Here is a 21,040-nt window from a genome sequence, read left to right as displayed (position 1 = left end):
ATGGACGTGATCAGCACCTCTCACCCCCGTCACAACCCGCCCGACCGTGGCCGGCCGGGCCGGCGGCCTCTGGCACCGCTGGTCTGTCTGGCGCTGGGCGCCCTGGTGCTTTCCGGATGCAGCGGCGCGCGCCAGACCTTCGGCCTGGACCGCGCGCCGCCCGACGAGTTCAGCGTCGTGACGCGGGCCCCGCTCGCCGTTCCGCCGGAATACCGGTTGCGCCCGCCCCAGCCGGGAGCACCCCGCCCGCAGGAGGCGGAGACCCGCCAGCAGGCGGCATCGGCGGTGTTCGGCTCGACGCCGGAGACCCGCCAGCAAGCGGCGGCGAACAGCCCGGCCGCCACCACGGGCGAGGCTGCGCTGCTCGCCCAGGCCGGTGCCGTCGATGTCCAGCCCGGCATCCGCTCGACGGTGAACCGGGAATCGGTGACGCTCGCGGCCCAGGACAGGCGGTTCATCGACAGCCTGCTGTTCTGGCAGACGCCCGACCCGCCGGGTACCGTCGTCAACGCCCGGCAGGAACAGCAGCGCCTGCGCGAGAACGCGGCGCTGGGCAAGCCGGTGACCGAAGGCGACACGCCGATCATCGAGCGCCGGCGCAAGGCGCCGCTCGAAGGCTTGTTCAATTAGCCTTCCGCGCCCAGCTTCTAGTCTACCCGACGGGGGCCCGCGACGTTCCGCGCGCGGGTTCCCGTCCTGCATTGGCATTTCCAGTGAGGTGTTGCCGTGGCCGAACCGTCGCGCCGGCTGATCGCCGCGCCCGTTCTCGCATCCCTGCTGCTGTTCGGAGCCTTCGGGCCGGGCCTCGCCCAGGAGGCGCCGAGGCCAGCCGAGCCGGCCCCGGCCACCGCCCCGGAGCCGGCGGCCCGCAAGGGAGTCTTCTTTCCCGAAAGCTTCATGCTCGACAACGGCATGCAGGTGGTCGTCGTGACCAACCAGCGGGTGCCGGTGATTACCCACATGGTCTGGTACAAGGTCGGCGCCGCCGACGAGGAGACCGGCAAGGGCGGGATCGCCCATTTCCTGGAACACCTGATGTTCAAGGCGACCGACGAGCTGAAGCCCGGCGAGTTCAGCCGGATCGTCGCCCGGAACGGCGGCCGCGACAACGCCTTCACCTCCTGGGACTACACCGCGTATTTCCAGAACGTCGCGGCGGACCGGCTGGAGCTGGTCATGAGGATGGAGGCGGACCGCATGGCCAACCTCCGCCTGACCGACGAGACCGTCCTGCCGGAGCGCGACGTGGTGCTGGAGGAGCGCCGCCAGCGGACCGAGAACGAGCCCGGCGACAAGCTGTCGGAGCTGGTCCAGGCCTCGATGTTCGTCCACCACCCCTACGGCACGCCGATCATCGGCTGGGCGAACGAGATCGCCAAGCTGACCCGCGACGACGCCAACCAGTTCTACCACACCTGGTATGCCCCGAATAACGCCGTGCTGGTCGTCGCCGGCGACGTGACCGTCGAGCAGGTGCGTCCGCTCGCCGAGAAATATTTCGGGCCGATCGCGCCCCGTCCGGTCCCGGCCCGCATCCGGGTCGAGGAGCCGCCGTTCGAAGCGGAGCGGCGCGTCATCCTGCGCGACGCCGAGGTCCGCCAGCCCAGCCTGCGCCGCCTGTACCACGCGCCCAGCTACAACAGGGGCGAGACGGTCCATGCCTATCCGCTCCAGGTGCTGAGCGAGATCGTCGGCGGCGGGGCCACCAGCCGGCTCTACCGCTCGCTGGTGGTCGAGCAGCGCCTCGCGACCTCGGCCGGCACCGGCTATTCGCCGGACGCCTTCGATACCTCGGTCTTCGGCGCCTATGTCAGCCCCAACGCCGGCGTCGACATGGACAAGCTGGAAGCGGCGCTGGTCGAGCAGCTGGAGAAGGTCGTCCGCGACGGCGTCACGGCGGAGGAGGTCGCGACGGCCAAGACCCGGCTGGAGCGCGAGGCGATCTTCGCCCGCGACAGCCTGCGCGGCCCGGCGATGAGCTTCGGCGTGGCGCTCGCCACCGGCCGGACCGTCGAGGACGTCGAAGCCTGGCCGGAGCGGATCGCGTCCGTCACGGTCGAGCAGGTCAACGCCGCCGCCCGCGCGGTGCTGGGCCAGACCAACCCCGTCACCGGCCTGCTGCTGCCGGCCCCGGTGCGCCAGGCCGCCGCCCAGCCCGATGCCCAGCCCGATGCCCAGCCCCCCGGGACGGGAGCCGGAGCCGCTCCGTCCCGGTCCAACGATTCGGGAGTGATCCGATGATGCGCCGCCTTTCGATGCCGGCCTTCCTGTCCGTCCTCCTCCTCGCCGTAGCCTGCTTCGCCCCGGACGCCCGGGCGATCGACATCAAGCGGGTGGTCAGCCCCGGCGGCATTGAGGCCTGGCTTGTCCAGGACACCAAGATCCCGCTGCTCGCCATCAAGTTCGCCTTCAGGGGCGGGGTCGAGACCGATCCGGCCGGCAAGGAAGGGCTGGCGAACCTGGCCTCCACCCTGCTGGACGAGGGGGCGGGTCCCTACGACAGCCAGGAGTTCCAGCGGCGGCTGGCCGACAACTCCATCTCGATCAGCTTCACCGCCACGGTGGACGGCTTCTACGGCGGGGTCGAGACGCTGGTCGAGACCCAGGAGGAGGCCATAGAGCTGGCCCGGCTGGCCCTGACCGAACCCCGGTTCGACAGGGAGGCGGTGGAGCGGATGCGCAGCGGCGTGCTCGCCCAGATCCGCCGGGAGCAGGGCGACCCCGATTTCCTGGCCCGCCGCGCCCTGTACGAGACGGCCTTTCCGGACCATCCCTACGGCAGGCGCGCCCGCGGCACGGCGGAGAGCGTCGAGTCGATCAAGCCGGAAGATCTCGATGCCTTCGTCCGGCGGCGTTTCGCCAAGGACAACCTGACCGTCGCCGTGACCGGCGACATCACGCCCGAGCAGCTCGGCCCGGTCCTGGACCGCATCTTCGGCGGCCTGCCGGAGAAGGCGGAGATCGAGCCGCCGGCCGACACGGTGCCCAAGGGGGCGGGGGAGACCGTGCTGGTGCCGCGTCCCCTGCCGCAGACCGTCGTGCTGATGGCCCAGCCCGGCGTCAAGCGCAACGACCCCGACTGGTTCCCGGCCACCATCATGAACTACGTGCTGGGCGGCGGCAGCTTCAGCTCCCGCCTGATGGAGGAGATCCGGGAGAAGCGCGGGCTGACCTACGGCGTCTACAGCTATCTCGTGCCCTTCCGGCACGCGGCCCTGGTGATGGCGGGCGGCTCGACCGCCAACCAGAACGCCGGCACCATGGTCGACCTGATGAAGGCGGAATGGCGCAGGATGCAGGAGGAGGGCCTGACCCAGGAGGAACTGGACAACGCCAAGACCTATCTGACCGGTTCCTTCCCGCTCCAGTTCACGTCGAGCGAGGCGATCGCCGACGTGCTGCTCCAGGTCCAGCGCGACGGCCTCGGCATCGACTATCTCGACCGGCGGTCCGACCTGATCAACGCGGTCACCCTGGAGGACGTCAAGCGGGTCGCCGGGCGGCTGCTCGATCCGGAGGCGCTGCTGACGGTCGTGGTGGGCCGGCCGGAGGGGATCGAGCCGACCCGGACCAGGGACGACGTCCCGAGCTGACGGCATTCCAAGCGGGGCGCGGGTGCGATAGCATGGCAGGCGCGCCCGCGCCGGAGATGCGCGCCGGAGATGCACTGGCGGACGCGGGGCCGAAACGGCGTCTGCCGCGTTCATCCGGCGACACTTGGATCGACCGAAGAGAGGTAAACATCTCCATGTCCGCCCTGACCGACTCCCCCGCCTGGCAGGCCCTCGCGGCGCACCGTTCCCGGATGGAAGGGGTGCTGATGCGCGACCTGTTCGCGCGCGATCCCGACCGCTTCTCCCGGTTCTCGGCGCGGCTGGACGGGCCGGGAGGGGGGATGACCCTGGACTACTCCAAGAACAGGATCACCGAGGAGACCATGGGGTTGCTGCTCGACCTCGCGCGCCAGCAGGACGTGGCCGGGTGGCGGGACCGCATGTTCGCCGGGGAGCGGATCAACGCGACCGAGGACCGGGCCGTCCTGCACACGGCGCTGCGCAACCGGTCCGACCGGCCGGTCCCGGTGGACGGACGGGACGTGATGCCCGAGGTCAACGCCGTGCTGGCCCGGATGGGGCGATTCGCCCAGGCCGTCCGGGACGGCGCCTGGACCGGCCATGACGGCAGCCAGATGACCGACGTGGTGAATATCGGCATCGGCGGCTCCGACCTCGGCCCCTACATGGCTTGCGAGGCGCTGAAGCCCTACGCCCATCCCGACCTCCGGATGCATTTCGTCTCCAACGTGGACGGCACCCACATGGCGGAGACGCTGAAGAAGTGCCGGCCCGCCACCACCCTCTTCATCATCGCGTCCAAGACCTTCACCACCCAGGAGACCCTGGCCAACGCCCATACCGCGCGTTCCTGGTTCCTGGACACGGTAAAGGACGAATCCGCGGTCGCCCGGCACTTCGTCGCGGTCTCGACCAACGCGGCGGAAGTCTCGAAGTTCGGCATCGACCCGGAGAACATGTTCGTGTTCTGGGACTGGGTCGGCGGACGCTACAGCCTGTGGTCCGCCATCGGGCTGCCCATCGCGATCTCCATCGGCATGGACAATTTCGAGGCGCTGCTGGCCGGCGCCCACGACATGGACGAGCATTTCCGGAACGCCCCGCCGGAATCCAACCTGCCGCTCCTGCTCGGCCTGATCGGGGTGTGGAACGCCAACTTCCTCGGCGCCGACAGCTACGCGGTGCTGCCCTACGACCAGTACCTGCACCGCTTCCCGGCCTATCTCCAGCAACTCGACATGGAGAGCAACGGCAAGTCGGTGGACCGCCAGGGCAACCGCGTCGATTACGCGACCGGGCCGATCCTGTTCGGCGAGCCCGGCACCAACGGCCAGCACGCCTTCTACCAGCTGATCCACCAGGGGACCCGCCTGGTGCCGGCCGACTTCCTGGCGCCCGTCGAGACGCAGAACCCGGTCGGCAGGCACCACCCGATCCTGCTGTCCAACTTCCTGGCCCAGCCCGAGGCGCTGATGCGCGGCAAGACCGCCGAGGAGGTCCGCGCCGAGCTTCAGGGAGCAGGGGTGATCGGCGACGCGCTGGAAGCCCTGGTGCCGCACAAGGTGTTCGAAGGGAACCGGCCGACCAACTCGATCCTGTTCCGGCGGCTCGATCCGCACACGCTCGGCATGCTGATCGCCCTGTACGAGCACAAGGTCTTCGTCCAGGGGATCGTCTGGAACATCAATTCCTTCGACCAGTGGGGGGTCGAGCTGGGCAAGCAGCTCGCCAAGGCGATCCTGCCGGAGCTTTCCGAGGCGTCGCCGCCCACCGGCCATGATTCGTCGACCGCGGCGCTGATCGAGGCGTGCCGGGAGTAGCGCGAACCCGCCTGCGCACGCTATGCTGTCCTTGGTATTTCGAAGTAACCAATTCGGCGTGCGCAGGTTCCTATGTCCCAGTCCCGTCCTCTGACGCGGATCGATCAGGCACAGCTCGACAATGTCGTCCGGCGGCACGAGATGTTCCGCAACGCCCGCATGGGGGGATCGCGGGCGACGCTGTCCTTCTTCGACCTGTCCGGACTGAGCCTGGCGGGCCGTGACCTGGCGCATGCCGATTTCGTCGGCTCCGCCCTGCGGGGCGCCAACCTGACGGGAGCCCGCCTGGACTGCGCGGCGATGTTCGCCTGCGATCTCCGGCAGGCCAACCTGGAGAACGCCAGCCTGGTCAAGACCGACCTGCGCGGCGCCTGCCTGCGCGGCGCCGTCCTGATCGGCGCCAACCTGTTCGAGAGCGACCTGCGCGACGGCACCCTGGCGGAGACGGACCGGGGCGGCAATTTCAAGATCGTCCAGGTGGAAAGCCAGCCGACCGAGGCTTCCGGGGCGGACCTGAGCGGCGCCAACCTGACCAATGCGCGGCTGTCCGGCGCCATGGCGCTCCATACCGACTTCACCGATGCGGTCATGCGCGGCTGCAAGCTGGTCCGCGCGACCATGCGGGGCGCCAATTTCAGCGGCAGCAACCTGGAGGGGGCGGATCTCAGCGGCGCCGACCTGCGCGGCGCCTGCCTGCGCGGCGCGGTCCTGACCGGCGCGTCCATGACCATGACCGAGACCGCCGGCGCCGACATGGAGGACATGCTGACCGACCAGCCGGCCGGCCAGTCCGCCGACGGACTGGGAAAACCGCTCGACGAGTTGGCCCGCCTCCACACGCTCTGGATCGGCAGCGGCGGCGCCCAGGGCGCGAAGGTGGACCTGAGCGGCTACGACCTGCGCGGCTGCCCCTCGCTGGCGCGCATGTGCCTGACCATGGTGGCGGCGTCCGGGACGACCTTCTACGGCATGAACCTGGAAGCGGTGCAGCTCCAGGCGGCCAACCTCGAAGGCAGCGACTTCCGGACCTGCAAGCTCGCCGGAGCCGACCTGAGGGGCGCCAACCTGAAGCGCGCGAAGCTGAACAACGCCGACCTCGGCGGCGCCAACCTCCGGCCGCTGATGCTGGACGAGAAGCGGGCGATGCGCTCCGACCTGGAGGGGGCGAAGCTACGCTACGTCAACCTGAGCGGCGCCTGCCTGCGCGGGGTCAACTTCGCCGGCGCCGACCTGTCCTTCGCCAACCTGCTGGGCGCAGACATGACCAAGACCGATTTCCGCAACGCCAAGCTGTTCGGCGCCCGGGTCGAGCGAAGCGCCATCCAGACCGCCAACCTCGAAGGCGTGGCCGGTCTCAAGCTGTGATTTTCCTCAATGGCTGGTGACAGGGGCGGTCGGGATGCGTACATGTTGATGCATGACGATTCGCCGCCTGCCTGAAACCCTGGTCAACCGCATCGCCGCCGGCGAGGTCGTCGAACGCCCGGCCGCCGCGGTCAAGGAACTGGTCGAGAACGCCCTGGACGCCGGGGCGACCCGGATCGACGTGATCGTGCGCGACGGCGGCCGCTCGCTGATCGCGGTCACCGACGACGGCTGCGGCATGACCGGCGACGAGCTGGAACTGGCGGTCGAGCGCCACGCCACCTCCAAGCTGCCCGGCGAGGACCTGCTGAACATCGCGACCCTCGGCTTCCGGGGCGAGGCGCTGCCCTCGATCGGCGCGGTCAGCCGCATGACCATCACCAGCCGCGCCAGGGGGGCCGACAGCGCCTGGTGCATCTCCGTCGAGGGGGGGGCCAAGGGCGGGGTGGCCCCGGCTTCCCATCCGCAGGGTACCCGGATCGAGGTGCGCGACCTGTTCTACGCGACTCCGGCACGCCTGAAGTTCCTGAAGCAGCCGCGGACCGAGTTCGATCACGCCGTCGATGCGGTGGAGCGGCTGGCGATGGCCCATCCCGGCGTTTCCTTCTCCGTGTCGGGCGACGCGCGTACCCCGATACGCCTGTCCGCATCCCAGGGCGAGCTGCTGGACGCCCGCCTGACCCGCCTCGGCGCGCTGATGGGCCGCGAATTCTCGGACAACGCGATTCCGGTCGTCGCCGAACGCGGTGCGGTCAACCTGACCGGCCATATCGGCCTGCCGACGCTCAACCGGCCGACCGCGCGCCACCAGTACCTGTTCGTCAACGGCAGGCCGGTCCGCGACAAGCTGCTGGTCGGCGCCGTGCGGGGCGCCTATGCCGACTTCCTGGCCCGCGACCGCCACCCCATGCTGGCCCTGTTCCTGGACATCCATCCGGAGGAGGTTGACGTCAACGTTCACCCGGCCAAGGCGGAAGTCCGGTTCCGCGACTCGGCCCTGGTCCGCGGCCTGATCGTCGGCGCGCTCCGGCATGCGCTGGCCCAGGCGGGGCACCGCGCCTCCAACACCGTCGGCGCCGCGACCCTGGACGCCTTCACCCCGCGGACGGACATGCCGGCGCCGTCGCGCTTCGACTTCCAGTACGCCAATCCCGCGGCCCGATCCTCCCACATACCCCGCGATTTAGCCGAAGCCGTGTCGTCCTTCCAGGCGCCGCTGACCGGCTTCGCCTCCCAGCCCTCGGCCCGGCCCGCGACCACTATGGCATTCGCTGCGGAGGAGGCCCCGCCGCCCGACCACCCCCTGGGCGCCGCGCGGGCGCAGCTCCACAACACCTACATCGTGGCCCAGACCGGCGACGGCATCGTGATCGTGGACCAGCACGCCGCCCACGAGCGGCTGGTCTACGAGCGGTTCAAGCAGGCGCTGGTCGAGGGCGGCGTGAAGCGCCAGGGCCTGCTGATCCCCGAGGTGGTCGAACTGGACGAGCCCTCCGCCGCCCGCCTGGTTGCGCGAGCCGACGAGCTGGCCGAGCTCGGCCTCGTGCTGGAGCCGTTCGGCGACGGCTGCGTGGTGGTCCGCGAGTTCCCGACCCTGCTCGGCAAGGCCGACATCAAGGGCTTGGTGCGGGACCTGGCGGACGAACTGGCCGAGCTGGGCGATGCCCTGAGCCTGCGCGAACGTCTCGACGCGGTCTGCTCGACCATGGCCTGCCACGGCTCCGTCCGCGCCGGCCGCAGCCTGAACCAGGAGGAGATGAACGCCCTCCTGCGCCAGATGGAGGCCACGCCCCACAGCGGTCAGTGCAACCACGGCCGCCCGACCTACGTGGAGCTGAAGCTGTCCGACATCGAGCGGCTGTTCGGCCGGCGGTAGAGCGGCGTAGGAGGGGATCCCCGTCAGCGGGCCAGGATCTGGGCAGCCTCCCGGGTCTTGTCCACCGCACCCTTCACCTGATGGATCGAGGCGACGATATCGCCGATGTTGCTGCTGATCGCCGTGACGGCGGTCGAGGCTCCCTGCATGCTGCGCGACATGTCGGTGGTGACGGCGGTCTGCTCCTCGACCGCGCTGGCGGTGGTGAGAACATAGTCGCGCACCGCCTCGATCGACTGGCGGATGCCGCCCAGCGCTTCCACCACATCGCCGGAGATCGCCTGGATGCCGTCGATCTCGCCGGAGATCTGGTCGGTTGCCCGGGCGGCTTGGTTCGCCAGGTTCTTGACCTCGGTCGCCACCACGGCGAAGCCCCGTCCGGCCTCCCCGGCGCGTGCCGCCTCGATCGTGGCGTTCAGCGCCAGGAGGTTGATCTGTCCGGCGATGCTCCGGATCAGGTCGACGATGCCGTTCATCTGCCGCGCCGCCTCGGCCATCCTCTGCGTCGCCTGGTCGGCGGCTTCGGCCTGCTGCTGGGCCTGCTCCGCCATGGATCGCGACTTGGCCATGCTGGTGGAGATCTCGATGGTGGAACTGGCCAGTTCCTCGGCCGCCGCGGCGATCGTCTGCATGTTGGACGAGGTTTCCGTCGCCGCATCCATCGCGGCTCCGGACCGGTCGTCGGAGCGGCCGAGCGCCTCGCCGATTTCCCCGAAGTTCCGGTCGATCAGCGTCTTGAGCTGGCTCAGGAGTTCGGTCTGGGCGGTGATGTCGGTAGCGAACTTGACCACCTTGTAGGGCCGTCCGCCTGCGTCCAGGATGGGATTGTAGGAGGCCTCGATCCAGACCTCCCGGCCGTCTTTGGCGATCCGCTTGAACTGCGCCGCCTGGTACTCGCCGCGCCGCAACTCTTCCCAGAATCGGGCGTACTCGGCACTGGCCGCGAAGTCCGGCTCGACGAACATCCGGTGATGCTTCCCCTGGATGTCCGGCAGGGCGTATCCCAAGGTCCCGAGGAAGTTCTGGTTGGCGGTGATGATGGTGCCGTCCAGGTCGAACTCGATCACGGCCTGCGACTTGCCGAGGGCGTTGACCTGCCCCTGGAGGTCGGCTTCGCGCGCCTTGCGCTCGCTGATGTCGGTGGCGAACTTGACCACCTTGCAGGGCCGTCCGCCGGAGTCCAGGATGGGATTGTAGGAGGCCTCGATCCAGACTTCGCGGCCGCCCTTGCCGATGCGCCTGAACTGCGCGGCCTGGTACTCGCCGCGCCGCAGCTGTTCCCAGAACCGGGCGTACTCGGCACTCGCCGCGACGGCGGGCTCGACGAACATCCGGTGATGCTTCCCCTGGATCTCAGTCAGGTCGTATCCCATGGTCCCGAGGAAGTTCTGGTTGGCGTTGATGACCGTGCCGTCCAGTTCGAACTCGATCACGGCCTGGGACTTGTGCAGCGCGTCGATCTTGGCTGCGGCTTCCGAGGCTTTCTTCCGAGGGCGCCATGCGAACATTCTGTTTTTCCCAGGTTGGGTGTTATCTTATGGAGTTCCAAATGATGCAGCCCGAATGCCATCCTGCGGCTCCCCTGACCTACAATGAAGGCAATATAAACACCTAAGACGAAGATTATATATCCGGCGTCTTTCCGTCGTTTCTTTTCCGTAAGCGTGATTTGTAAGGCGATGATGAACCGTTCGGACTCGTGGCATCTTGCGCTGCTCTGCATAATGCAAATGCAGGATGCGAACACGGGCGAGAGATCGTTTCCGGATCATCCGATCGGCTCCCGTCGGCGGGCCTCGGCGGAAAACCGGCGCCGTCGCCGAAGCGTCGATGCGGGACCGCCGGGCAGGCCCTTGGATCAGGTCGGCCCCACTCGCCTGCGCCGATGCAGCAGCCGCTTCTTGGCGGCGAGGGTGATGCCGCCGGCCGAGAGAACGCAGAAGGCCTCGACGAGCCACCGCGTCATGCCATCGAGCGCGAGCCCGAAATGTCCGGAGCCGAGCCCCATGCCGACCAGCGCCATGCTGGGCACCAGTGCCAGCGCGATCATGACGCCGGTGGCGAGCACGGTCTGCCGTGAAGACGTGATCACGCCGCCCGCGATCCCGGCGAGGAGCGAGGTCGCGACGCCCGTCGCCTCGACCTTCGACCAGTAGGCCACCCAGTGCAGGCTCGGCAGGTCGGAAACCGTGCTCCCGTGCAGCACGATCGCGAGGGCCATGCCCAGGGCCGCGCCGACGGCCAGCAGCAGGTACCCCGCGCAGGTCGACTTGATCCCGGCCTTGACGCCGGGACGGTGGCCCAGCGTTCCGAAGGCGATGTGCAGCAAGGGCGCGAAACCCGGAGCGATCAGCATCGCCCCGATCACGATGTGGAGGGTGTCCGTGACCAGTCCGGTCGCGGCGACGGCGCCGGAAAGCATCATGAGGAGAAGATAGTTGACGGAGAGGTTCGACTCCCGGCGCATCAGCGATCCGATCTCCTCCCAGATCGCCTCGTTCCCCTCCTCGTCGAGGGGGCGCGCGTCGCCGGAGGAGATCACCACCGAGGGCTCGCTGACCGTGACCGACCCGGCCTCAAGCACTCCCAGCGCATCGAGCGACCTGGTCACGTCGAGGGCGGCATTGTTGGTCAGGTCGATGCTGAGGACATCATCGTCGGACCCCAGGGAGGCGCCCGGGTGCAGGGTGACGCTCGCGATCCCGGGCTGGTCCCGGAGATGCTGAACCACGCGCTTCCGCGTGTCCGGATGGGCCGTGATGGTGATCCTGCGAGGCAATGCTCCCTCCATGCGCCGGGGACTTGGTTCCCCCTAAACCGGCGGAGAGGCGTGTCAGGCACGGCGGAGAGTGGTCGGAAATCTTGAACGAAGCCGACTTGACGTAAAGAAGGTTGGCCGCGGATCCCTGCCTTGGACGGTGCTGGGCCGGGCGGAAGGGGTTTTGCCACAGATAACGGCGATATCTCAGATGATCCGGGCCGTATCATTGTGTCCTGGTCAGCCGCACCCTGCGCTTCCACAAGGGCGAACCGCCGCCCGCCATGCGTGACGCCGCCGTGGCGGCGGACTTTCACCGAACGGTCGAGGCCACGAAACTCCTGCTGGGTGACGAGCATCCCGACACCCTGACCAGCATCTACAATCTGGCCGCAGCGCTTCTGGATCTCGGTGATGCCCAGCGAGCGCGGGCGCTGGTGGCCGAGGCGTTGCCCGTCGCACTGCGGAAGTACGGGCGCGCGCCCGAGGTTTCGCGACACTTGAGTGCCTGGGCCGAGCATCTCGGCGTGCCCGTGCCATAGTCCGTCGCCTTGCGCGGATCTTCGGACGGGAGCTGCCGAGCTCGCGTTCGGTAGGACCGCCCCGGCCGATCAACGCGGATCGGCCGCCGGTCGCTCAATCTAAGGTCGAGTAAAGCGAAGCGGCACCCGACGAATCCGGAGCGCCGATGCCGGCTGTCGCTTCGCGAAGGAATGACTACCGGTTAGCCAAAGCGCTGCCATATATGGAGGGGCGTTGCTGTCGGCGATCAGGTCGCTCCGCCCGAGACAGCTGATCCGATGCGTTGCGCCATGGGCACAACCTACGATCGTCTGTCTGCATCACCTCCGCCCTGCATCGAGCCGTAGGTTGCGCCCATGGCGCAACACAGTGCGGCGGGTGGAACGGTCGGCTGCGAGGTCCGGAGCGGACCAACCTGACGGGGCACGCTTCAGGAAAGCATTCCTTCACTAGTTCCCGCTATGCTCCGGTGCGCGTCCCGCGCCGGAAGCCTCCGTGGCTGGCCCGCCGAATCGCGAGCACGTGCCCCGCCGCGTCGTTTGTTGACATTCGCGTACATTCCCCCGGTGGAGGGGGGGCGAGCCGCCGTCGCGCCTTTCCCCGCCACCAGCCCCCCAGGATGCTGACGAATGATGACATCCGCCCCGGTCAGATCCGGTCCGCCAGCCCCCGCCGCGCCAGGTTGGCGACCAGCGCCCGAACGCCGAACTCCCACTTCGGCGCCTTGTCGCTCGTCGTCACCCGGTTGACCAGCGCCCCCAGCTTCGGCGTCTCGATCCGCACCACGTCGCCGACCTTGTGGGTGAAGCCGGCGCCGGGTTCGTCGCGGTCCTCCACGGGGGCGAACATGGTGCCCAGGAACAGCACGAAGCCGTCCGGGTACTGGTGGTTGGCGCCGATCGCCTGTTGGACCAGGTCCAGCGGGTCGCGGCTGATCTTCGCCATGTTGCTGCTGCCGGTCAGGGTGTAGCCCTCGGGGCCTTCCACCGTCATCGCCAGCTCGGCGCGCCGCACGTCGTCGATGCCGAACGTGTCGTCGAACAGGCGGATGAACGGGCCGATCGCGCTGGAGGCGTTGTTGTCCTTGGCCTTGCCCAACAGAAGCGCGCTGCGGCCTTCCATGTCGCGCAGGTTCACGTCGTTGCCCAGGGTGGCGCCGACGGTCTTCCCGGCCGACGAGACCGCCAGCACGATCTCCGGCTCCGGGTTGTTCCAGGTGGAAGCCGCCAGGATGCCGATCTCCGCCCCGATCCCGACCGAGGCCATGGGCTGGGTCTTGGTGAAGATCTCGGCGTCGGGGCCGATGCCGACCTCCAGGTACTGGGACCAGACGCCGCGCTCGATCAGCAGCTCCTTCAGCCGGGTGGCGCTGTCGGAGCCGGGCTGGATCTCCGACAGGTCGGTGCCCAGCGCGTCCATCATGGTCTTGCGGACCGCCTCGGCCTTGCCGGCGTCGCCCCGGGCCTGCTCCTCGATCACCCGCTCCAGCAGGCTCGCCACGAAGGTCACGCCGCTCGCCTTCACCGCCTGGAGGTCGATCGGGCACAGGAACCACGGCTTCGACGGGTCGCAGGCGTCGTGGGCGCTGTTCGCCAGGATCGCGGCAAGGTCGCCGATCCGCGGCAGGTCCGACGCTTTCCGGACCAGCGCCGCCGGGTCGTCGGCGTCCAGCAGGGTGCTCATGGTCGGGGCCACGGCGGTCAGGTCATAGACGCCGTCCTCGCGCACCACGACCACGGCCGGGCCGACATCGAGCTGGACTCGGCCGACCAGGGTTCCGGCGCAGCCGTCTTCCGGCAGGCATGTCTCGGGATTCAGCAGAAAGCTATTCACTCCGGTTCCTCCACGCGCGCCCTCGGGCGCGGCTTTCTTGTTCTGGCACCAATCACAGCGATCAGGGATTCAAGTGGACATACCAATCCGTCCAATGACCCCGCGTCAACCATGGAATGCGCCATACGCCGGTCTGGCACCGTGCCATCCCCTCGACATCGCCTGTTGGATGCCCACTTGACATAGCGACGAACGTTTGAGGAGGGAAAGGCTCGATGCCCTCGCGTGATCCCCGAATCTGGATGTGGGCGGAAGCTCTCGACATGATGGACAAGGCGGAGCGGATGCGCCGCCAGTTCTTCCAGCCCGGCTCGCCCGGAAACCCCGGCGCCGCGCGCCGCCCGACCTGGCAGCCGCCGGTCGACCTGATCGAGACCGCCGAGGAATACCTGGTCGTCGTGGCGCTGCCCGGCGTCCGGCCCGATCAGGTCCAGGTCGTGATCGACGGCGGCGTGCTGATCGTCGTCGGCGAGCGGGCCTTGCCGGTCGGCGACCGCGCCGGCCTGATCCACCGCATGGAAATACCCCACGGCCGGTTCGAACGGCACATCGAGCTGCCGCCCGGCCCGCTCGAACTGGGCCGGCGCGAACTCGCCGACGGCTGCCTTGTGCTGTCCCTGCGCAAGGCCGGCTGAGGAGCTGACATGGCAATATCCACCCTGAACGACACCACTCCCTCCGCCAACGGCGATCCCGCCGCCAACCCGGCCAAAGCCCCCGAGAACACCCTGGCCCTCCCGGAAGACGCGATCGCGATCGTCCCGGTGCGCAACCTCGTGCTGTTCCCCGGCGCCGTCCTGCCGATCACCGTCGGCCGCCCGCGCACGATCGCGGCGGCCCAGAACGCGGTGCGCTCCGAGAAGCCGTTCGGCGTCGTGCTCCAGCGCGACGAGACGGTGGACGAGCCGACCGGCCTCGACCTCCACCGGGTCGGCACCGTGGGCGGTGTCCTGCGCTACCTGACCGCGCCCGACGGCACCCACCATGTGGTGACCCAGGGGCAGCAGCGGTTCCGCGTGCTGGAATATCTCGACGGCTATCCGTTCCTGGTCGCCCGCGTCCAGATGATGCCTGAGCCGGAGGCCACGGACACCGAGATCCAGGCCCGCTTCTACAACCTGCGCCAGCAGGCGGTCGAGGCGGTCCAGCTCCTGCCCCAGGCCCCGCAGGAGTTGCTGGCCGCCGTCCAGAACATCCCGACCGCGTCGGCGCTGGCCGACATGGTCGCCAGCTACATGGACCTGAAGCCGGAAGAGAAGCAGGAGGTGCTGGAGACCTTCGACCTCGCCCGCCGGCTGGAGAAGGTCGGCAACCTGCTCGCCCACCGCATCGAGGTGCTGCGCCTGTCCCGGCGGATCAGCGAGCAGACCAAGGAGACCATGGACGAGCGCCAGCGCGAATACGTGCTGCGCGAACAGCTCCGCACCATCCAGAAGGAGCTTGGCGAGACCGACGCCAAGCAGGTCGAGATCCAGGAGCTGACCGAGGCCATCGCCAAGGCCGGGATGCCGCCGGAGGTCGAGACCCAGGCGACCAAGGAGCTGCGCCGGCTGGAGCGCATGCCCGAGGCCGCCGGCGAGTACGGCATGATCCGGACGTACCTGGACTGGCTGATCGAGCTGCCCTGGTCGAAGCTGAGCGACACCTCGATCGACATCGCCGCCGCCCGCCGCATCCTGGACGAGGACCATTACGGCCTGGAGAAGGTCAAGCGCCGCATCCTGGAGTTCCTGGCGGTGCGCAAGCTCAACCCGGAAGGCCGCAGCCCGATCCTGTGCTTCGTCGGCCCGCCCGGCGTCGGCAAGACCTCGCTCGGCCAGAGCATCGCGCGGGCGACCGAGCGCGCCTTCGTCCGGGTCAGCCTGGGCGGCCTGCACGACGAGGCGGAGATCCGCGGCCACCGCCGGACCTATGTGGGCGCGCTGCCGGGCACGGTGATCCAGTCGCTGCGCAAGGCCGGCACCCGCAACCCGGTGATGATGCTGGACGAGATGGACAAGCTCGGCCAGGGCTTCCACGGCGATCCCTCGGCGGCGCTGCTGGAGGTGCTCGACCCGGAGCAGAACGGCACCTTCCGCGACAACTACCTCGGCGTGCCGTTCGACCTCAGCCGCGTCATGTTCATCGCGACCGCCAACGTGCTGGAGAACATCCCCGGCCCCCTGCGCGACCGCATGGAGGTTATCGACCTGCCCGGCTACACGGAGGAGGAAAAGCTCGAGATCGCCAAGCGCTACCTGGTCCGCCGCCAGCTGGAGGCCAACGGCCTGACGGCGGAGCAGGCCGGCATCACCGACGAGGCGATCCGGGAGATCATCCGCTTCTACACGCGGGAGGCCGGCAACCGGAACCTGGAACGGCTGATCGGCGGCGTCTTCCGCAATGTCGCGATGCGGATCGCGGAGGGGACGATATCGAGCATCATCGTCGAGCCGGGCCATCTGCCGGAGATCCTGGGGCCGCACCGGTTCGAGAGCGAGACCGCCATGCGGACCAGCGTCCCCGGCGTCGCGACCGGGCTCGCCTGGACGCCGGTCGGCGGCGACATCCTGTTCATCGAGGCGACCCGGACGCCGGGCAACGGGCGGCTGATCCTGACCGGCCAGCTCGGCGACGTGATGAAGGAGAGCGCGCAGGCGGCGCTCAGCCTGGTGAAGTCCAGGCCCGAGGTGGTCGGCCCGGAGCCGGTGGAGTTCGACAAGTTCGACATCCACGTCCACGTGCCGGCAGGCGCCATCCCCAAGGACGGCCCCAGCGCCGGCGTCGCCATGTTCATGGCGCTGGTCTCGCTGCTGACCGGCCGGACGATCCGAAGCGACATCGCGATGACCGGAGAGATCAGCTTGCGCGGGCTGGTGCTCCCCGTGGGCGGCATCAAGGAGAAGGTGCTGGCGGCCCAGCGGGCCGGGATCACCACCGTCATGCTGCCGGCGCGCAACCGCCGGGATTACGAGGAAATCCCGGAAGCCGCCCGCGACGCGCTGGAGTTCGTCTGGCTGGAACGGGTTGACGACGCCATCGCGGCGGCGCTGACCTGATCCGGATCGCCTAAATCGGCTCCAAGGGGGCGCTGCGGCCGAATTGCCGCGGCGCCACGTCCCGCGGGGCGGCCCAGCGCACCGCGTTGGCGATCACCCGCTGGACGGTCGGGTGGTGGTACGTGGGATAGGACTCGTGGCCGGGGCGGAAATAGAAGATCCGCCCCTGGCCCCGGGTGTAGCAGCAGCCGCTGCGGAACACCTCCCCGCCCTGGAACCAGCTGACGAAGACCAGCTCCTCCGGCGGCGGGATGTCGAACGGCTCGCCGTACATCTCCTCCGGCTGAAGGTCGAAATGCTCGGGGATGCCCTCGGCGATCGGATGGCCGCGGGCGACCAGCCACAGCCGCTCCCGCTCGCCAGCGACCCGGTGCTTCAGATGGCAGGTGGTGCCCATCAGCCGGACGAAGATCTTCGAGAAATGGGAGGAGTGCAGGGGGATCAGCCCCATCCCGTCCAGCACCCGCTTCCAGACCCGGTCGACCACCGCATCGTCCACGTCGCGGTGGTGCCGGTGGCCCCACCACAGCAGCACGTCGGTGCCGGCCAGCACCTCCTCGGTCAAGCCATGCTCCGGATCGTCCAGGGTGGCGGTGCGGACGTCATGGCCGGCGGCGCGCAGGGGGGCCGCCAGCGCCTCGTGCATGCCGTCGGGATACAGGGCGGCCACTTCCGGGTTTGCCTTCTCGTGGCGGAATTCGTTCCAGATCGTGACCCGCAGGGGCTTGCCGTCCATCGCGCTTCCTGTCTGACGGCCCGGACTCGCTGCGCTGCACAAGCGAGCGGTCCGGGCGTTGGAACTTAAGGCCGTGCCGTTGGTTGCACGACCATTCTACCGCATCATAGATCTCTGGCATCGGGAGACCAAGTCCATGGGGCTTTTCAGACATCGCCCGAAGCCGATCGAGCATCTGCGCCGGGACGCGCGGACGCCGAACGGCACGATCTGGACCTGCTTCGCCACGCCCGCCGAGGAGGAGGCGCTGGAGGAGCCGGAGGTCGTGGACAAGAGCTATCAGCTGAATCCCGGCGACATCGTCAACGTCAAGCCATGCCGAAGCCGCCGGCGCTTCAGCATCCGCGTCAGGGACCGGAACGACGCGGTCGTGGCGATCTCCAGGATACGCTGAGATCTAGGCCTCGCTGAGACCTAGGCCTCGACCGCATCCAGCAGTTTCTGCACCTCGGCGATGGTCCGGTCGTAATCGGCCTTCGCCGCCTTGGAGGGAGTGGACGCCTTATGCTCGTAAAGCTTGGTGATGTAATCCCTCAGCGCGCCGGCGACATGCCCGCGCAGTTCCCCCTCGATGGTGACGGTCGTCATGGCGCTGAGTCCTCAGGCTGTGAGGACGAGGAGCAGCAGGATCGCGATGGCGATCGAGGACAGCACGATCACGTGGTTCATGTTGTTTTCCATGAGGATCTCCTGGAGCAAGGCTTCATTGAACGGGCGTTCAGAGTCAATCACCCGCCGGGGCCGATTGTTCCCGATCCCCCGGGTCCGGCCATGAAAAGGTGAGATCTTGCCCATAGTCGGGATATCCGGCTCCTACGGCGGGCTGAACCTGGGCGACGAGGCCATCCTCGCCTCGGCCATCGTCCAGTTGCGGAACGCCTTGCCCGGCGTGGAGATCGTCGCCTTTTCCCGCAATGCCGAACACACCCGGGCCAACCAGGACGTCGACCACGCGATCAATCCGCGCACGGCACTCCGCGACGAGATCATCCCGGAGGTCGAGCGGCTGGATGTCCTGCTCCTGGGCGGCGGCGGCATCCTCTACGACACGGAGGCCCGGACCTACCTGCGCGAGGTGGTGATCGCCCAGGCCCGCAACGTCCCGACCTTCGCCTTCTCGGTCGGCATCGGTCCGCTGAAAGGGGGCGAGGAGCGGGCGGCGGTCCGCGACGGCATGAACATGATGACCGGCATCACCGTGCGGGAAATCGGCGCCAAGCGGCTTCTGGAGGAAATCGGCTGCACCCGGCCGGTGACGGTGACAGCCGACCCGGCCTTGCTGCTCGATCCGGCCCCCTTCACCGACGACATGCTGCGCGCGGAGGGTATTCCGGCCGATCGCCGCCTGATCGGGCTGTCGATCCGCGAGCGCGGCGCCGCGGCGCCCGACCTGGATGCCGGCGGCTACCATGGCCTGCTGGCCCAGGCCGCCGATTTCATCGTCCACCGCTATGACGCCCAGGTGGTGTTCGTCCCCATGGAACGCGCCGATCTGCGGGAGGCGCACCAGGTGATCGCCGCCATGTCGGCGCCGCACTGCGCCAGCGTATTGCGGGGCTCCTACTCTCCCCGCGAGATCCTGGGGCTGATGGGGCATTTCCAGTTCGCCCTGGGCATGCGGCTGCATTTCCTGATCTTCGCGGCCATCTCCGGGGTGCCGCTGATGGCCTTGCCCTATGCGAGCAAGGTGGCGGATTTCCTCGACGTCCTGGGCGTACCGCGCCGGGCCGGCGTCCACGAGGACGGCGCCGGCTCCCTGCTGGCGGCGCTGGACCGGCTGTGGGACAACCGGGAAGACCATTGCCGCGAGGTGCGGGAGCGCGTCGTCCTGCTCCAGGGCCAGGCGCGCCGTACCGTGCCGCTGATGGTCGAGACGCTGAACCTCCGATCCGCCGCGCCCGTTGACTCTTGATGCAATTATTCCTAATTTGGAGGCGATAATGCCTGTCCTGCGGCCTTCCCACCATGCAGGCGCCAACCCGCCCACCATCCCGCTGCCGCCCCGCCGGGCGATCCTGGCCGGCACCGCCGACGTGCTGGTGATCGGGGGAGGGCCGGCCGGCATGGGCGCCGCGCTGGGGGCGGCCTGGGCCGGGGCGGACGTGGTGATGGTCGAGCGGCACGGGTTCCTGGGCGGGAACGCGACCGCCGCGCTGGTGATGCCGCTGATGTCCTTCCACACCCAGCGCGGCGCGCCTGCCGATGTTGACAATACCAGGCTGATGCCGTCCGACCATGGTCCGGGCGAGCCGATCGTGGCCGGGGCGCTGGCGTCGTTCCTGGAGCGACTGATCGGGGCGGGAGGCGCCATCCCGCCTTCCGGCGATACCGGCTACACCGTTCCGTTCGATCCGGAGACCTACAAGGTCGTGGCGCAGGAGGTGGTCGAGGAAGCCGGGGTCAGGCTCCTCTACCACGCCTTCGCGTCGGGCATCCTGGGCGAGCCGGGACGGCCGGAGGGCGTCGTGTTCGAGACCAAGTCGGGTCCGGTCGCGGTCCGGGCCGGCACCATCATCGACTGCACCGGCGACGGCGACGTGGCGGCGCTCGCCGGGGCCCGTTTCGATGTCGGGCGGGACGGCGACGGCCGGGTACAGCCGATGACGCTGATGTTCCGGGTCGGCGGCTTCGACCGGCAAGCCTTCGCGGACTATGTCAGGGCGCATCCCGACCAGTGGCGCGGCGTCCATGGCCTGTGGGACCTGATCGCCAAGGCGACGGCCGACGGCGAACTGGACCTCCCTCGCGAGGATATCCTGTTCTTCGCGACGCCGCACGAGGGCGAGATCGCCGTCAACAGCACCCGGGTCACCGGAGTGCTGGGCACAGACGTGTTCGACCTGACGGAGGCGGAGCGGCTGGGCAAGGTCCAGATGGGCCGGATCGCCCGCTTCCTGCGCGGCTATGTTCCGGGCTTCGGGAAGTCCTACGTGATCCAGAGCGGCGTCACGGTCGGCGTGCGTGAGACCCGGCGGATCGTCGGCGATTACCGCATGACCGCCGACGACGTGCTGGAGGCCCGCAAGTTCGACGACGGCATCGCCCGCGGCTCCTATCCGATCGACATCCACAACCCGGCCGGCAGAGGCACGGTCTTGAAGCGCCTGCCGCCCGGCGAATACTACGAGATCCCGTTGCGCTGCCTGCTGCCGCAGGGCGTCGACCGGCTGATGGTCGCAGGCCGCTGCATTTCCGGCAGCCACGAGGCCCATTCCTCCTACCGCGTGACGCCGACCGCCATGGCGACCGGGCAGGCGGCCGGGATCTGCGCCGCCCTGGCCGCGCAGCAGGGCGGAGCGGCGCGCCAAGTGCCGGCGATCGAAGTCCAGCGGGAATTGCGCCGACAGGGCGCCAGTCTGCGCGATCCGGCCTGAACCGGTCCGCAACAGTTACTATCGGAAGCAATCAAATCGAATTCTATAATGAATTACCGCAGCTGAAGTCTTCATGGGCTTCGGAATTGGTATTATTTTGCGTTGCCGCTCTGTTGTGTCGAGTCAATACTGCTCATTGACTT

General features: G+C 68.7%; 18 protein-coding genes. 12 read left to right on the top strand and 6 right to left on the bottom strand.

Annotated features, from left to right (window positions below):
• The 6 genes from IGS68_RS20350 to mutL all read left to right on the top strand — a co-directional run bounded on the left by IGS68_RS20350 (position 1) and on the right by mutL (position 8,636).
• On the top strand, positions 1-630 hold the full coding sequence (locus IGS68_RS20350; protein WP_201073133.1) for a DUF3035 domain-containing protein: 630 nt from the start codon (positions 1-3) through the stop codon (positions 628-630).
• A gap of 96 nt (positions 631-726) precedes the next feature.
• On the top strand, positions 727-2,241 hold the full coding sequence (locus tag IGS68_RS20345; protein ID WP_247880994.1) for a M16 family metallopeptidase: 1,515 nt from the start codon (positions 727-729) through the stop codon (positions 2,239-2,241).
• The gene (locus IGS68_RS20340; RefSeq protein WP_247880993.1) at positions 2,238-3,593 is read left to right on the top strand and encodes a M16 family metallopeptidase; all 1,356 of its coding nucleotides are present in this window, start codon (positions 2,238-2,240) and stop codon (positions 3,591-3,593) included. Before IGS68_RS20345 ends, IGS68_RS20340 begins: the two co-directional genes overlap by 4 nt.
• A gap of 155 nt (positions 3,594-3,748) precedes the next feature.
• Entirely contained in the window at positions 3,749-5,395 is a 1,647-nt protein-coding gene (pgi, locus tag IGS68_RS20335) for a glucose-6-phosphate isomerase (RefSeq protein WP_201073131.1), read from the top strand.
• A 72-nt stretch (positions 5,396-5,467) separates the two neighbouring features.
• Positions 5,468-6,760 carry a pentapeptide repeat-containing protein gene (locus tag IGS68_RS20330; RefSeq protein WP_201073129.1) on the top strand — a complete coding sequence of 431 codons (1,293 nt, stop codon included), beginning with the start codon at positions 5,468-5,470 and terminating at the stop codon, positions 6,758-6,760.
• A 52-nt stretch (positions 6,761-6,812) separates the two neighbouring features.
• On the top strand, positions 6,813-8,636 hold the full coding sequence (gene mutL / locus IGS68_RS20325) for a DNA mismatch repair endonuclease MutL (RefSeq protein WP_201073128.1): 1,824 nt from the start codon (positions 6,813-6,815) through the stop codon (positions 8,634-8,636).
• 23 nt (positions 8,637-8,659) lie between these two features.
• On the opposite strand, the gene IGS68_RS20320 is transcribed toward mutL, so the two are convergent.
• Both IGS68_RS20320 and IGS68_RS20315 read right to left on the bottom strand, forming a co-directional pair.
• Positions 8,660-10,144 (bottom strand): methyl-accepting chemotaxis protein, encoded by a 1,485-nt coding sequence (locus IGS68_RS20320; protein WP_201073126.1) that lies wholly within the window; start codon positions 10,142-10,144, stop codon positions 8,660-8,662.
• Between the two features lie 350 nt (positions 10,145-10,494).
• The gene (locus tag IGS68_RS20315) at positions 10,495-11,415 is read right to left on the bottom strand and encodes a DUF389 domain-containing protein (RefSeq protein WP_201073123.1); all 921 of its coding nucleotides are present in this window, start codon (positions 11,413-11,415) and stop codon (positions 10,495-10,497) included.
• Between the two features lie 263 nt (positions 11,416-11,678).
• Between IGS68_RS20315 and IGS68_RS20310 the strand changes: the two genes are divergently transcribed.
• A complete protein-coding gene (locus IGS68_RS20310) occupies positions 11,679-11,936 on the top strand; it encodes a tetratricopeptide repeat protein (RefSeq protein ID WP_201073122.1) in 258 nt (85 codons plus the stop codon).
• A gap of 628 nt (positions 11,937-12,564) precedes the next feature.
• On the opposite strand, the gene IGS68_RS20305 is transcribed toward IGS68_RS20310, so the two are convergent.
• Positions 12,565-13,749, bottom strand: coding sequence for a fumarylacetoacetate hydrolase family protein (locus IGS68_RS20305; protein WP_247880992.1), 1,185 nt, complete (start codon positions 13,747-13,749; stop codon positions 12,565-12,567).
• Positions 13,750-13,964: 215 nt separating this feature from the next.
• Between IGS68_RS20305 and IGS68_RS20300 the strand changes: the two genes are divergently transcribed.
• Positions 13,965-14,384: an Hsp20/alpha crystallin family protein gene (locus IGS68_RS20300; protein ID WP_201073120.1), complete on the top strand. Its 420-nt coding sequence runs from the start codon at positions 13,965-13,967 to the stop codon at positions 14,382-14,384.
• A 9-nt stretch (positions 14,385-14,393) separates the two neighbouring features.
• A complete protein-coding gene (gene lon / locus IGS68_RS20295) occupies positions 14,394-16,787 on the top strand; it encodes an endopeptidase La (protein WP_201073118.1) in 2,394 nt (797 codons plus the stop codon).
• Positions 16,788-16,797: 10 nt separating this feature from the next.
• Here lon and IGS68_RS20290 read toward each other — a convergent pair whose 3' ends face one another.
• On the bottom strand, positions 16,798-17,523 hold the full coding sequence (locus IGS68_RS20290) for a ThuA domain-containing protein (protein WP_201073117.1): 726 nt from the start codon (positions 17,521-17,523) through the stop codon (positions 16,798-16,800).
• A 136-nt stretch (positions 17,524-17,659) separates the two neighbouring features.
• Between IGS68_RS20290 and IGS68_RS20285 the strand changes: the two genes are divergently transcribed.
• Complete coding sequence (locus IGS68_RS20285; RefSeq protein WP_201073115.1) at positions 17,660-17,917, top strand: hypothetical protein; 258 nt, start codon at positions 17,660-17,662, stop codon at positions 17,915-17,917.
• Between the two features lie 20 nt (positions 17,918-17,937).
• Here the strand turns inward: IGS68_RS20285 and IGS68_RS20280 are convergent, their stop codons facing one another.
• Together IGS68_RS20280 and IGS68_RS20275 are read right to left on the bottom strand one after the other, a co-directional pair.
• The gene (locus IGS68_RS20280) at positions 17,938-18,111 is read right to left on the bottom strand and encodes a hypothetical protein (protein ID WP_201073113.1); all 174 of its coding nucleotides are present in this window, start codon (positions 18,109-18,111) and stop codon (positions 17,938-17,940) included.
• Positions 18,112-18,123: 12 nt separating this feature from the next.
• The gene (locus tag IGS68_RS20275) at positions 18,124-18,318 is read right to left on the bottom strand and encodes a hypothetical protein (RefSeq protein ID WP_201073111.1); all 195 of its coding nucleotides are present in this window, start codon (positions 18,316-18,318) and stop codon (positions 18,124-18,126) included.
• On the opposite strand from IGS68_RS20275, the gene IGS68_RS20270 reads away from it, so the two are divergent.
• Positions 18,311-19,435 (top strand): polysaccharide pyruvyl transferase family protein, encoded by a 1,125-nt coding sequence (locus IGS68_RS20270; protein WP_201073109.1) that lies wholly within the window; start codon positions 18,311-18,313, stop codon positions 19,433-19,435. The two genes, IGS68_RS20275 and IGS68_RS20270, sit on opposite strands and share 8 nt — an antisense overlap.
• Positions 19,436-19,463: 28 nt before the next feature.
• The gene (locus tag IGS68_RS20265) at positions 19,464-20,897 is read left to right on the top strand and encodes an FAD-dependent oxidoreductase (protein ID WP_201073100.1); all 1,434 of its coding nucleotides are present in this window, start codon (positions 19,464-19,466) and stop codon (positions 20,895-20,897) included.
• The last annotated feature ends 143 nt before the right edge of the window (positions 20,898-21,040 follow it).

The organism is Skermanella sp. TT6 (assembly GCF_016653635.2).
Classification (GTDB): Bacteria; Pseudomonadota; Alphaproteobacteria; order Azospirillales; family Azospirillaceae; genus Skermanella; species Skermanella cutis.
Note: the sequence above shows the minus strand (reverse complement) of the source record. Positions and strands in the feature narration are given on the sequence as shown.

Coding starts and splice junctions, on each gene's coding strand:
- IGS68_RS20340 (WP_247880993.1), top strand. CDS start 2,238: ATGATGCGCCGCCTTTCGATGCCGGCCTTCCTGTCCGTCCTCCTCCTC.
- IGS68_RS20320 (WP_201073126.1), bottom strand. CDS start 10,144: ATGTTCGCATGGCGCCCTCGGAAGAAAGCCTCGGAAGCCGCAGCCAAG.
- IGS68_RS20330 (WP_201073129.1), top strand. CDS start 5,468: ATGTCCCAGTCCCGTCCTCTGACGCGGATCGATCAGGCACAGCTCGAC.
- pgi (WP_201073131.1), top strand. CDS start 3,749: ATGTCCGCCCTGACCGACTCCCCCGCCTGGCAGGCCCTCGCGGCGCAC.
- IGS68_RS20285 (WP_201073115.1), top strand. CDS start 17,660: ATGGGGCTTTTCAGACATCGCCCGAAGCCGATCGAGCATCTGCGCCGG.
- IGS68_RS20300 (WP_201073120.1), top strand. CDS start 13,965: ATGCCCTCGCGTGATCCCCGAATCTGGATGTGGGCGGAAGCTCTCGAC.
- mutL (WP_201073128.1), top strand. CDS start 6,813: ATGACGATTCGCCGCCTGCCTGAAACCCTGGTCAACCGCATCGCCGCC.
- IGS68_RS20350 (WP_201073133.1), top strand. CDS start 1: ATGGACGTGATCAGCACCTCTCACCCCCGTCACAACCCGCCCGACCGT.
- lon (WP_201073118.1), top strand. CDS start 14,394: ATGGCAATATCCACCCTGAACGACACCACTCCCTCCGCCAACGGCGAT.
- IGS68_RS20310 (WP_201073122.1), top strand. CDS start 11,679: ATGCGTGACGCCGCCGTGGCGGCGGACTTTCACCGAACGGTCGAGGCC.
- IGS68_RS20275 (WP_201073111.1), bottom strand. CDS start 18,318: ATGGGCAAGATCTCACCTTTTCATGGCCGGACCCGGGGGATCGGGAAC.
- IGS68_RS20280 (WP_201073113.1), bottom strand. CDS start 18,111: ATGACGACCGTCACCATCGAGGGGGAACTGCGCGGGCATGTCGCCGGC.
- IGS68_RS20290 (WP_201073117.1), bottom strand. CDS start 17,523: ATGGACGGCAAGCCCCTGCGGGTCACGATCTGGAACGAATTCCGCCAC.
- IGS68_RS20265 (WP_201073100.1), top strand. CDS start 19,464: ATGCCTGTCCTGCGGCCTTCCCACCATGCAGGCGCCAACCCGCCCACC.